This window comes from Legionella yabuuchiae, from assembly GCF_900640115.1.
GTDB classification, from domain to species: Bacteria; Pseudomonadota; Gammaproteobacteria; order Legionellales; family Legionellaceae; genus Legionella_A; species Legionella_A yabuuchiae.
Genome location: NZ_CAAAIW010000004.1, coordinates 115,885 through 127,266, shown reverse-complemented (window position 1 = coordinate 127,266; position 11,382 = coordinate 115,885). Strand labels below are relative to the sequence as shown.

Below are 11,382 nucleotides of genomic sequence, written 5' to 3'. Positions count from 1 at the left end.
TTTTTTGTGAGTGGCTGGTAGCAGCGGATTATCTTATGGAAAAATAACGATGATCCGGCAGGAAGTAATTTTTTTTAGCAACCAACCAGGATGAACAATGGAAGAACAGCAATATTAGATTTACATATTATCCAGTAAAAAATATGGAACCCTATATACCGGCATAATAAGTAACCTTGTGCAACGCATTTGGCAACACAAGGAAGGCTTGGTTGAAGAATTCACTAAAAAGTACAACGTTCATCACTTGGTTTATTATGAAATTCATTCTGATGTCTACGAAGCAATAACCAGAGAAAAACACATCAAAAAATGGTTGTCCGCCTGCGCGGGCATGACAGGTTTTTTGTCATGTACAGAGATAGCATCTAGCCATGTTTACACCACTAACGTCAAGGGTTTGAAGAATTACTGTTATTTTCAGCGGATGAATCTTCAGATTTATTCAATCGAGATGATATATTTTCAGAAGCTGCGCTTGCACCATTAATAATTCCGAGAGAGAGCAATGTAGCGACGCTTGATTGCAAAGAATCAGAAGCAATAGCTCTGACGAGGTGTTGTAGAGGCTTGAAAAATACAAAAGAACGCATGATTGATCCTGTTAATATTCGCTTCAGTAGCCTTTTATCTTACCAAAGCGAACCTATTATGCAAAAAATTAAGTGACACTCATTTTAAATTATTTAACGCTCAGTATTGCGTGGTGATGAATCAATTGTTTCATCAATCTTGGGAGTTTCATCAACCTTGGGAGAGGAACCTGCCTTTGTTGCAAAAAAACCATGATTTCTTGCACTTGGCTGACTCGAAGCTGGTCTTTCAAATACCCGTGCCAGAGGCTCTGAACCTAAACCGGCATTAATACCCGATACGATGGCAAAAGTTGCACCGGTTCTAACCATTCGCAAGGGAGCTTGTAGAGCAAATTCTTTAAGCCCTTCTTTACAGGCATTGACGAAACCAATGGTACGCGTGTAGGCCATAGATTGTCGAACTAACCCCACAGTGGTAGGCGGCTGTAATCGTCCATTCACTAAGGTTGTTTTCGATAATAAAACATCACGCATGTAGTTAAAAGGATAAGTGACTACCGCTGCGGACATCCCACTAGCAAGGCCTGCGAGAAGATGTCTTGTTGTCGCGCTATCACCTGGCATCATACTTGCAAATTGCTCTTCTAAAAGACATAAAGCAGAGAAATTAACGAGACCGGCACTATAGCGCATTCCGAACCCAGTTCCAGATAGTTTTCGTAAATTATAAGGAGACTTCCAATTAAACGTCGCATCAATCACACCAAGTTTACGCAGTTGTGATTTATTTTCTGAGACTTGAGTCACCAATACATCTCCCAAAGCAAAAGCGGATACGTATCCAAGGTCTCGTTTAAAATTTTTAGCCGGTTTGCGGTGAGATTGAGAAGATTCACTGGGTAACTCTTCAGCAGTGTGTGCTTCGGACGGCTCATTGACATTACTTTTTTTAGTACTTGAGGTAGCTCCGGTTACGTAGGCGGTTCTCATACTGGATCCCGTCCAGTTACTAATCACACCAACATACAACCCCCGGACAGCAGCCAAAACGCCTGGTTTTTGATCTGGCGGCAAAGCCTGACCAAAGCGCATAAAGTTCAACATTAGACCATTCAAAGGGTTTTGTACCAACGCTATTGTAGTGCTTGTTGTTACTAAAACGGTGACAAAGTTAGCCGCTTGCCAACCGACCTGAGCCAATCGATCACTCATCGGAGCATAGCTGGCTGATCTTGATTTATCTGCAGCAGCTGAAGGCGTTTGGCTTGAATTTGGCATAATTAACACCACCGTTACTGTTTGACTTATAATCAATGATTATAATATATAAACATTAAGAAAATATTAAAATAAATTCCACTTCTGAATTCTGCCTTCTATTTAGCCAAATTTTTAATATTGAATACACTTAACATTATAATGGCAAGATTAATATTCTTCGAGTTACGACAAGGAACAAGATTTTTCCCTACGAAGCGCACAATTTCACTGTAGATGTCAGATTTTTTGTCATGTACAGGGGCAAAATTTAAAAATCTCTTGCTAACTAGAATGATATCTGCGAATAATAAATTTTAGCGGGTTAATGTTCAGTTCATTTTTTATAGGTTTATTTATCATGACGTATTAGATGTATTAAAAACTCAGTGACGATTGAAAGGAGTCTCTCGATGCCCAAAATTAAGCTTCCCCTTGCTCTTGCTGTTCCTTCCTCAGCAGCATTAAAACGTCGATCGCTGCCTCCACTTTCTCTTCCTACCCAAACAACGGACGTTGAAAATGAAGATCTTCCTACTCCTAAGTGGACCGGGGATGCTAAATTTACCCTTGTTAATGATGGGTTTACTTCAGAAGATTTTAGCCTCCTCTCAGTCAATGAACATTTTCGTTATGCCCGATCAAGCAATCGTGTCGGACATGCTGCAATATTCAAAGATACACGCGGCAAAACTCATGCCTGGCAATGGCATTTACCTGATGGGCTAGATAGTGCTCCAAAGGTTGTTGGCCTTCATGATTTTGAAGCGATAAAACGCTTTGGGAGAGTGGTCTATCGCGCTAAAGACGCTGATGGGAAAACCTGGTATTCAAAACGGACAACCCATGCTCAAGTGAAATTAGACGGCGCCTTGGCCAATGCTGAATTAGATTTAGCTTATTTTTCCGAAGGTGAGGAAGGAAGAGAGCCTTTTTGGGGAAGTAATAAACGAACAAAGCGGTTTAAAAGCCGCGAGAGAGAGCGAATTGGGCATGGCAAAAAAGGCGGTCATTGGATGAAGATTGATTATGATTCAGTCATGCATCGCGAGGAGCAAGGAAAGCGCTCAAAAAGTCAAAATGAAGTGATGGGCCGCTCTGCACGAGACGCCTATGAAGCGTATTTTGGTGAAATGGAAGACACTCTAGCACCAGAAATGAAGGAGATCCTACAACGTTCCTTTTTAGCCAATATTCGCAAATATCCCGAATGCCAATACCGTCCCGAGTGGCTTCACGCTTACGCTCATTCTTTAACGCCAGATGAGGTTGATCCGCAAGTGAGCGAAAATCTTGGAGCAGCTCCCAAGTGGACCAATACTGAAATGATGGTATTAGAGCGTATTGCGAAATGGTTTACACTTAAGCGAGAACCTGGTGCCTCCGTTAAAATTAAAACTTTATTCGAAATGCTCGGCAATTCAGAATTGATTAATGTCATAAAATTCGATGTCAGTGTCGAATTTCATCGCCGCTGCATACATTTTATGCAAGAGTTGGACGCATTTCAAAAATATCCTGTGTTCAGAAAAGCATCCGATCTGGCTCAAGCCACTGGAATCAGCTATGCGCTCTTACATGGTGTACCTCCCACAAGCCAACACTTCGTGCGTGAAAATACAGAAAAATCAAAGAAAACCTATGCTTCTCGAAGACGTCATGGTTTCTTTGACGCCCACAGATCAAAAGCACATGCTTCAGCGGCTCAAGCTTCAGCCGCGACTATTGAGGCAGATACAGAGCTTCCTAGTGACGCTTTGCCGTCTGCCACTCAGAAACATTCACGTCAACGCAAGGCGCTCCACAATCCGTTGACCCATTTGCGCAAAAGTCCAGCGCATGAACATCTGAAGCCTTCCTTTAAATAAGGATTGCTTTAACGCTAACCCTTGGTATGAGCAATGGGATGATTCCAAAGTGCAATAATTATCAAATGCTTTACGCCTTGTATAGAACGAAATGAAGGTGTAAATTTATGAATACTTTACCTTCACCAGTTTTATTATGCATGATGCGTATATTTTATTTTTAATTTTAGGGATGACCATATTAATGTTCATCTGGGGTCGTTTTAGATATGACCTTGTAGCATTAATGTGTTTATTGGCCCTAGTTCTGACAGGAATCGTTCCTACGGAACAAGCCTTTTTAGGATTTGGGAATTCGGCTGTTATTAGCGTTGCCGCAGTCATGGTCATTTCTGCTGCTCTAATTCAGGCCGGATTAGTTGATCAAATTATTGACTACATAAAGCCGCTTATGATCTCCCCGTTATTTTTAATGGGGACCATTTGCATGGTTGCAGCAGTTTTATCAGCGTTTATGAATAATGTTGGCGCGTTATCATTACTAATGCCCGTGGCCATTCAAAGTGCTATCAATTCGAAAATGTCGCCCTCTAAAATCTTGATGCCGTTATCATTTGCAACCATTTTAGGTGGGATGACTACAAAAATAGGTACACCACCCAATTTATTAATCTCTTCTTACCGTGAAAACTTAATTGGAAAACCGTTCACGATGTTTGATTTTACCCCTGTAGGACTTAGTGTAGCTTTGGGTGGACTTCTTTTTATTATTTTTCTCGGTTGGCATTTTGTTCCCGCTCGTCGTAAAGCCTCAGGCGATACGGCCGAGCTCTACCAAATACAAGATTACATCACTGAAATTAGAATTCCTGAAGACTCACCAGTCGTCGGGATGGAAAGAAGAGAGTTGGAAAATCTTATCGAAGGAGATTTCTCCATTTTAGGCTTAATTCGAGGACGTAAGAAAAAGCTTTCAATCCCTAAAGATGAAGAACTCTTAGCCAATGACGTTTTAATCATCGAGGCCTCCCATGAGGATTTAAATAACTTAATTTCGAAAGGAAAACTTGAATTATTTCATGGAGAAATGGTCTCAACCGCGAGCTTAATTGGAAAGGATATTGATACCATTGAAGCCGTTGTGACTCCTGGTTCAAGAATTCAGGGTCGTTCTTGGCAACGACTACGAGTTCGATCGCGATTAGGGTTAAATCTTCTAGCTGTGGCACGTGCAGGCAAATCCATTAAGAATCGATTAAATCATGTAAATTTTAATCCTGGTGACGTATTACTGATTCAAGGCTCTAGTGAGGATTTACGCGAGAATATTGTTAATCTTGGTCTAGTGCCTATTGCTCATCGTACGATTAATGTTGGGTTCAGAAGAACGATTATTCTTCCTCTTATTCTATTTATTTGTGGAATTTTATTAACCTCTTTTCAGCTCCTATCCATTGAAATTGCCTTTACGCTTGTCGTGGTATCCTTGGTTGTATTGAATATTATTCCCATGCGCCAAGTCTATAAAAGCATTGATTGGTCCATTATCGTTTTGCTTGGCGCATTAATTCCTTTAGGTAATGCTTTAAAAAATACAGGCGCTGCCAAGCTGATTGGTAATCAGCTCTTATCCTTAACTGGGACGGGAGGGATTTTATTAGTGCTCATGTTGTTGCTACTCATTACGATGACCTTATCAGACTTAATGAACAACGCAGCAACTGCGGTGGTGATGGCGCCAATTGGGGCCGATTTGGCTGAAATTTTACACAGAAGCCCTGATCCGTTTTTAATTGCGATAGCCATTGGCGCTTCCTGCTCTTGTCTAACGCCCATTAGCCATCAAAATAATACCTTAGTGATGGGTCCTGGTGGTTATAAGTTTTTTGATTACTTATGGCTGGGCGTCCCATTAGAAATTATTGTCGTTATTATGGCAATGCCTGCCTTGTATTTTTTCTGGGTATGAACGTAAGAGGATTAAAAGCACCTACACAATGAATCTAAATCATCTAAACGACCCTTGGGATGCTTTAAAAGAAAAAGTTGAATTTTTAAAAGATCCCTCGTCCTATTATGAAAACTGCTCACAGGTTACCCACATTGACACGCATATGTCACTCATTTTTTTAACCAATCAGCATGCGTACAAATTAAAAAAGCCTATTACTTTTTCTTATTTAGACTTTAGCGCGTTAGAAAATCGACGAGATAACTGTATTAAAGAAATTGAACTGAATCAGTATCTGGCTGCAAATATTTATCTTCAATTGGTGCCTTTAATGCTGAATAAGGAGATGCAGCTAGTGCCCGTAGGTCACCCCGATGGCGAATTTGTTGTCGATTGGTTTGTAAAAATGAATCGTTTTCCACGTGAAAAAACATTGGATCAGTCCATTTTAAAGCAAGATATTAATTGGACTTTAGCTCAAGAAGCAGCAAACGCTCTGATGAGTTTTTATCAAGCTTCAAGGCCCACTTGCCAAGCTTCAGAGGCGTATCTTATAAAACTTCAAGAATCAATCGATAAGAATGAAGACGCTTTATTGAACCCTGAATATGGTTTAAATTCCGCGTTAATCAGTGATCTACATCAGTACCAACGTTATGAATTGCAAGCGCTAGCTCATGAAATTCGACAACGCACTATGGAGGGAAGAGTCATTGAATGTCATGGTGACTTAAGACCTGAGCATATATGCCTTATTTCTCCTCCAACCATTACCGATCGCTTAGAATTTAACCGCGATCTTAGAATCATGGATGCAGCCGAAGAGCTGGCTTATTTCTATTTAGAATGTGAACTGCTTGGGAATCATGATGTGGGGCAATTATTTTTATCCACATACCAAAACCGTTTAAACAATAGCCCATCACAACGTTTATGGCAATTTTATAAACTACTTCGCGCCTGTACAAGGGCTAAAATTTCTGCTTGGCATCTAGATGACCCACGGGTCAATGATTTAGAAAAATGGTATCGAAGAGCCCATGATTATTTAGCGTACGCCTCGTCTAATACTTAGGGGGCTGTTGATCGCTCATATGGATATTTTTCCATTAGTTCGACTACCGAGTCGCCTTCAGCAATCCGTTTAATGGCATGAGCAAACAACTTAGAAGCATCTAAAATATCGACTTTTTCTTCGCGTAATTGTTTCTTTAACCTAAACGGTTCGACACTGTTTGTGATGAGAATTTTTTCAAGCTTTGAATTGGCGAGCACTTCATTGGCTTTTCCAACAAACAAACCATGCGTTGCACAGGCCCATATTTTTTTTGCGCCTTGCTTGCTGAGTGCATCGACGGCGAGACCCACCGTTGTTCCAGAGCTGATAATATCATCCACAATAATTGCGACTCGTCCTTCTACGTCTCCAATAATTGCATCCCCTGTAGTTACTTTACCACCGCTTCTTTTTTTTTCTAGAAATGCCGACGCCACGTCTTTTTGTAAGAGCTCGCTTAATAGCTCGCGAAATTTCTCAGCGCGTTTTAAGCCCCCCACATCAGGAGAAACAATAGCAATTGAATCCTCCTTCACTAAATTAGCAATAACAGGAGCAAATAATACCTTTGCCTCCAGATGAACGGTGGGGATGCGAAAGGCATTTTGGAAAGCAGCTAAGTTATGAATATCCAGTGACATAACGCTATCAGCACCGGCTGCTTCGAACAGCTGGGCTAAATAGCGTATTGAAATAGGATCACGACTTTTGGTTTGGCGATCTTTACGTGCATAAGCAAAATATGGCGTAACGACGTTCACGGTTGCCGCCGAAGCATCCTTAAGCGCCCCGATCAAAAACAACAAGCGACAAATTTTATCATTAACGCTTTGCTCCTCATCGGAGTAAAGTGAATGAACTACAAAAACAGTCTTGCCTCGCACACTCTCTAAAGGTCGAATTTTATGCTCACCGTCTTCAAAATCGCGCTCTTTCAACTCGGCTAAACGAAGTTCTGGCAGCGCTTCTGTTAGTTTTTTTGCCCAAGCGCTTGTACGCCCAATAGCAAAAATTTGAATCTCCTTATTCATATCAATCCTCGTTGAAGAATGGGTAATACTTCATCACCTAACGAAGCGCTTGCAGCTAGGAAGCCTTGATTAATCACTGTAGTTACTGAATGATAATTTAAGGGGGTGCCATTAACCGCAGACACCACACCACCCGCCTCCTCTAATATTATTTCTGGACCGCACACATCCCATAAATGACAATGACGTGAAAAATTCATATAAAGATCGGCTTTTCCACGTGCAATTAAACCAAATTTCAAACCAATTGATCCATGTTGAATACTGTTGGTAATGCCAAACTGTTTGGCAACAGATTCCGCTTCAGGGCTCCAATGGCTGCGAGATTGAATTAAAATTGTTTCTTGAGTGTTAGAAACAACTCTAACTTGGTTTTTAGAAACATGGTGTTCACTTGAATAAAAAGAACCTCCGCCTTTGGTTGCATAATAAAGCTCTTTGGTAACAGGCTGATAAACAACGCCTAGCACGGATGTTCCATGTTCCGCTAAGCCAATCATGACCGACCACTCATTCAATCCTTTAATAAATTCCTTGGTTCCATCAATCGGATCGACAAACCAGATACGCGGATGTTCGTCGAGGCTTTGAGGAACTGGAGCCTCTTCTGAGATAATTAAATCATCGGGGAATGATTTTTTAAGCTTCTTAATAATGTATTCGCTGGTCGCTTTATCGGCCTCTGTGACTGGATTATTACCGTTACCTTTATCCCAAACTTGATACCCTTTTTTCTGGACGCGAACAGCAATTTCTCCTGCCTCCTTTGCAAGTTGCGTTACGAATCTAAGTTCTGAAGCACACGTTGTAATAGATTCCTTCACTACACTGTCCTTAGAGAGTTGATGTTGTCACTTTGAGTCATTGTCACACCCATTTCAGATAGTTCTTCTTTAACACTTGCAAACTTATCCTTATCCAACGCACGCGTAGCATCCTCTATTAAGTAACAAATAAATCCTTCTTTAACGGCGTCCTTAATGCTGTGATAAACACAAATATCGGCAGCTAATCCACAAAAAAAGAGAACGCTTGCTTTTTTCTCGCGCAGATAACCGGCCAAGCCCGTACTTTTTTGGTATGCGTTGTCATAAAATCCGCTGTAGCTATCAATAGTTGGGTTTGTTCCTTTTCTAACGATAGCTTCAATGGGATTTATATTGAGATCTGAATGAAGCTCAGCCCCAAGAGTTCCTTGAACACAATGATCTGGCCACAGGGTTTGTTCCAATCCATTTAGCGTTACGGTATCGAATGGTTGATGCGTTTTATGATTCGAGGCAAAGCTAATATGCTCTTTAGGATGCCAGTCTTGGGTAGCAATGACTAAATCAAACGTGTCGTTTAGTAATGAATTAATCACTGGTACAATTTCATCGCCATGAGCCACAGCCAAACTCCCGCCTGGCATAAAATCATTTTGAACATCAATCATGATGAGCGTTTTCATGGGTTTATCCATTTTTATATTCAGCGATTAATTGTTCACGAATGTGGTTTAATCCCTCACTTAATCCAATAGTATAGACCTTAGGATTATCTAATACCTTATAATCCTCGGGTAATTGCTCTAAGCGCTGTTGGCTATAAGATGCAATATCTTCTAGACTTCTTGCCGCGATCACTCGTTGGCCATTTTTCATCACTGGGATCAATAAGGACTCTTTTTCAATTGGATGAACCGACCAAGAATGATTTGACTCAAAGGGATCATAGGCTTTATCAAATTCTGATTCTCCAGCGAGAGCGACCAAATCAGTTCCACTAAATTGACCTTGCTCATCCAAAAACCGATATACCTGTTTTTTACAGGGTAATGTAATTTTCTTGATGGTTTCTGACAATTTAATGCGGGGGTGTTCTCCTGACATTGCTAATTTATAAACCCCATCGAGCGCTGAATCAGGACGTCCAATCACAAGGCTTGTTCCAACACCAAAGACATCAATGGGAGCATTTTTTTTAATTAAATCGGTAATGGCATATTCATCAAGCTGATTGGAGGCCGCGATTTTTACATATCCTAGTCCAGCATCGTCCAACATCTTACGCGATTGTTTAGCAAGCTCGGCAAGATCACCACTATCTAAACGAATCCCAAGTAGCTGCTCGCCGCGGTCTTCCATTTCCTTAGCAATAATCATCGCGTTCAAAACTCCGCTGTCAAGCGTGTCATAAGTATCTACTAATAAAACACAATTCTCTGGACAAACGCTTGCAAAATCTCTAAACGCATCGATCTCTTTATCGTAGCTTTGAACAAAGGAATGCGCCATAGTCCCTGAAACGGGTATATTGTAATCTCTTCCCGCTCTGACATTACTGGTGGCATCAAACCCACCAACAATCGCTGCACGACTTGCATGATACCCTCCCATGCTGTGGGCTCTTCTTAAACCGAAGTCAATGAGCATCCTATCGCCAGCAGCTTGTCGGATTCTTCTTGCTTTGGTTGCAATCAAAGTTTGAAAATTTAAAATATTTAAAATCAAGGTTTCTAAAATTTGCGCTTCTAAGAGTGTCGATTCAACGGTCAAAACAGGGCGGGTTGGAAAAACGATGTCTCCCTCTTTCGCTGCGTAAATATTTCCCGAAAATTTAAACGTTTTAAGATAATCTAAAAATGTTTCATGAAAACCCTGTTCTTTTAAAAATTGAAGATCTGCCTCATCAAAGCGCAGCGACTCAAGCGCGCTGAGTAAATCTTCGAGTCCAGCAAACACTGCGTATCCACCATCAAAAGGCAATTTACGGAAAAAATAATCAAACACCGCCGGTGTATCTTTTTGCCCTTTTAAGAAATACACCTGAGCCATAGTCAATTGATATTGGTCGGTGTAAGTCCCGGTATAATTAATCATCAGCAGAACACTCCAAGTTTTTAATTCACTAGACAAAATGCGATCGTATGCTTAGCATTGCTATTTGACAACATCCTTATTCACAAACCTATAATTAATTATAAATTGTAAATGGAATCACAAACATTAGGTTGCTTATGAACCCTTTTCCAACACGGATAAACGTATTCATTTTATTAATTTTTATAACTTTGGGTAATGCCAGTCACTCTTTGGCTTCAGATCCAATTATCATAGGCACAATCTCCTATAACCCTCCTTTTGAATTGACAACTAATGATCAATTTAGTGGCTTTGAAGTTGAAATTATGCGCGTAGTGTGTGTGAGAATTGCAGCATCTTGTAAGTTTCAGCGTGTATTATTTCATCAAATTCCAGAGCTTTTAGATGAAAACAAAATTGATTTGGGACTAGCAGCGATTATAATTACCAAACCCCGAAAAGATGATTTTTTATTTAGTATTCCCTACAAAGTCAGTCATTTACAGTTCATGACATTAACCAATTCAACGATTAAATCCGTTGAAGAATTGCAAAATGAACCTATAGGAGCTTATAAAAAATCCCCTTCCATTGATTTTCTTAACCAACTTTTTCAAAATAAAGCCACCATAAAAACTTACGAAACCTCGATGGATATGCTTGCAGCGCTAAACAACCAAGAAGTTAAAGCCATCATCACCAATCCCGAGCAAGCTATGTATTGGATTTCTAATAGTAGAAATTATCAATTATTAGGTAACGAATACCCCGTTGGAGAGGGATATGGAATTATGGCCTCGAAAAATAAGGGCCATCTGATTGATCAAATCAATGATGCCCTTACCAAGATGGAGAACGATGGCACCCTTCTGAAAATATATCGTGATTGGCTTTAAACG

11 protein-coding genes are annotated in these 11,382 nt (G+C 40.4%); 5 read left to right on the top strand and 6 right to left on the bottom strand.

The window, feature by feature from the left end:
* Positions 1–118 precede the first annotated feature (118 nt).
* Positions 119–490, top strand: a complete 372-nt coding sequence (locus E1O47_RS02715; RefSeq protein ID WP_341272523.1) for a GIY-YIG nuclease family protein — start codon at positions 119–121, stop codon at positions 488–490.
* On the opposite strand, the gene E1O47_RS12225 is transcribed toward E1O47_RS02715, so the two are convergent.
* Positions 393–593 carry a hypothetical protein gene (locus tag E1O47_RS12225; RefSeq protein ID WP_165475024.1) on the bottom strand — a complete coding sequence of 67 codons (201 nt, stop codon included), beginning with the start codon at positions 591–593 and terminating at the stop codon, positions 393–395. The genes E1O47_RS02715 and E1O47_RS12225 overlap by 98 nt on opposite strands.
* A 93-nt stretch (positions 594–686) precedes the next feature.
* Positions 687–1,814, bottom strand: a complete 1,128-nt coding sequence (locus E1O47_RS02710; protein ID WP_133129730.1) for a hypothetical protein — start codon at positions 1,812–1,814, stop codon at positions 687–689.
* Positions 1,815–2,206: 392 nt separating this feature from the next.
* On the opposite strand from E1O47_RS02710, the gene E1O47_RS02705 reads away from it, so the two are divergent.
* The 3 genes from E1O47_RS02705 to E1O47_RS02695 all read left to right on the top strand — a co-directional run bounded on the left by E1O47_RS02705 (position 2,207) and on the right by E1O47_RS02695 (position 6,627).
* Positions 2,207–3,661, top strand: a complete 1,455-nt coding sequence (locus E1O47_RS02705) for a hypothetical protein (RefSeq protein WP_133129729.1) — start codon at positions 2,207–2,209, stop codon at positions 3,659–3,661.
* A 184-nt stretch (positions 3,662–3,845) separates the two neighbouring features.
* Entirely contained in the window at positions 3,846–5,570 is a 1,725-nt protein-coding gene (locus E1O47_RS02700; RefSeq protein WP_242601974.1) for an SLC13 family permease, read from the top strand.
* 28 nt (positions 5,571–5,598) lie between these two features.
* Complete coding sequence (locus E1O47_RS02695) at positions 5,599–6,627, top strand: hypothetical protein (protein ID WP_133129727.1); 1,029 nt, start codon at positions 5,599–5,601, stop codon at positions 6,625–6,627.
* On the opposite strand, the gene E1O47_RS02690 is transcribed toward E1O47_RS02695, so the two are convergent.
* From E1O47_RS02690 to E1O47_RS02675, 4 genes are read right to left on the bottom strand one after another with little or no spacing between them, the layout of a single operon-like run.
* On the bottom strand, positions 6,624–7,640 hold the full coding sequence (locus E1O47_RS02690) for a ribose-phosphate diphosphokinase (RefSeq protein WP_133129726.1): 1,017 nt from the start codon (positions 7,638–7,640) through the stop codon (positions 6,624–6,626). The two genes, E1O47_RS02695 and E1O47_RS02690, sit on opposite strands and share 4 nt — an antisense overlap.
* Positions 7,637–8,464: a 3'(2'),5'-bisphosphate nucleotidase CysQ family protein gene (locus E1O47_RS02685; protein WP_133129725.1), complete on the bottom strand. Its 828-nt coding sequence runs from the start codon at positions 8,462–8,464 to the stop codon at positions 7,637–7,639. Before E1O47_RS02685 ends, E1O47_RS02690 begins: the two co-directional genes overlap by 4 nt.
* Positions 8,464–9,090 carry a bifunctional nicotinamidase/pyrazinamidase gene (gene pncA, locus E1O47_RS02680; protein ID WP_133129724.1) on the bottom strand — a complete coding sequence of 209 codons (627 nt, stop codon included), beginning with the start codon at positions 9,088–9,090 and terminating at the stop codon, positions 8,464–8,466. The genes E1O47_RS02685 and pncA overlap by 1 nt, the downstream gene beginning before the upstream one ends.
* Before the next feature lie 4 nt (positions 9,091–9,094).
* Positions 9,095–10,501 carry a nicotinate phosphoribosyltransferase gene (locus tag E1O47_RS02675; RefSeq protein WP_133129723.1) on the bottom strand — a complete coding sequence of 469 codons (1,407 nt, stop codon included), beginning with the start codon at positions 10,499–10,501 and terminating at the stop codon, positions 9,095–9,097.
* A 137-nt stretch (positions 10,502–10,638) separates the two neighbouring features.
* Between E1O47_RS02675 and E1O47_RS02670 the strand changes: the two genes are divergently transcribed.
* Positions 10,639–11,379: a transporter substrate-binding domain-containing protein gene (locus E1O47_RS02670; RefSeq protein WP_133129722.1), complete on the top strand. Its 741-nt coding sequence runs from the start codon at positions 10,639–10,641 to the stop codon at positions 11,377–11,379.
* The last annotated feature ends 3 nt before the right edge of the window (positions 11,380–11,382 follow it).

What these genes read in the sequence shown, in the direction of transcription:
- E1O47_RS02700 (WP_242601974.1), top strand. Translation starts at nt 3,846, where the DNA reads ATGTTCATCTGGGGTCGTTTTAGATATGACCTTGTAGCATTAATGTGT.
- E1O47_RS02695 (WP_133129727.1), top strand. Translation starts at nt 5,599, where the DNA reads ATGAATCTAAATCATCTAAACGACCCTTGGGATGCTTTAAAAGAAAAA.
- E1O47_RS12225 (WP_165475024.1), bottom strand. Translation starts at nt 593, where the DNA reads ATGCGTTCTTTTGTATTTTTCAAGCCTCTACAACACCTCGTCAGAGCT.
- E1O47_RS02710 (WP_133129730.1), bottom strand. Translation starts at nt 1,814, where the DNA reads ATGCCAAATTCAAGCCAAACGCCTTCAGCTGCTGCAGATAAATCAAGA.
- E1O47_RS02670 (WP_133129722.1), top strand. Translation starts at nt 10,639, where the DNA reads ATGAACCCTTTTCCAACACGGATAAACGTATTCATTTTATTAATTTTT.
- pncA (WP_133129724.1), bottom strand. Translation starts at nt 9,090, where the DNA reads ATGAAAACGCTCATCATGATTGATGTTCAAAATGATTTTATGCCAGGC.
- E1O47_RS02690 (WP_133129726.1), bottom strand. Translation starts at nt 7,640, where the DNA reads ATGAATAAGGAGATTCAAATTTTTGCTATTGGGCGTACAAGCGCTTGG.
- E1O47_RS02705 (WP_133129729.1), top strand. Translation starts at nt 2,207, where the DNA reads ATGCCCAAAATTAAGCTTCCCCTTGCTCTTGCTGTTCCTTCCTCAGCA.
- E1O47_RS02675 (WP_133129723.1), bottom strand. Translation starts at nt 10,501, where the DNA reads ATGATTAATTATACCGGGACTTACACCGACCAATATCAATTGACTATG.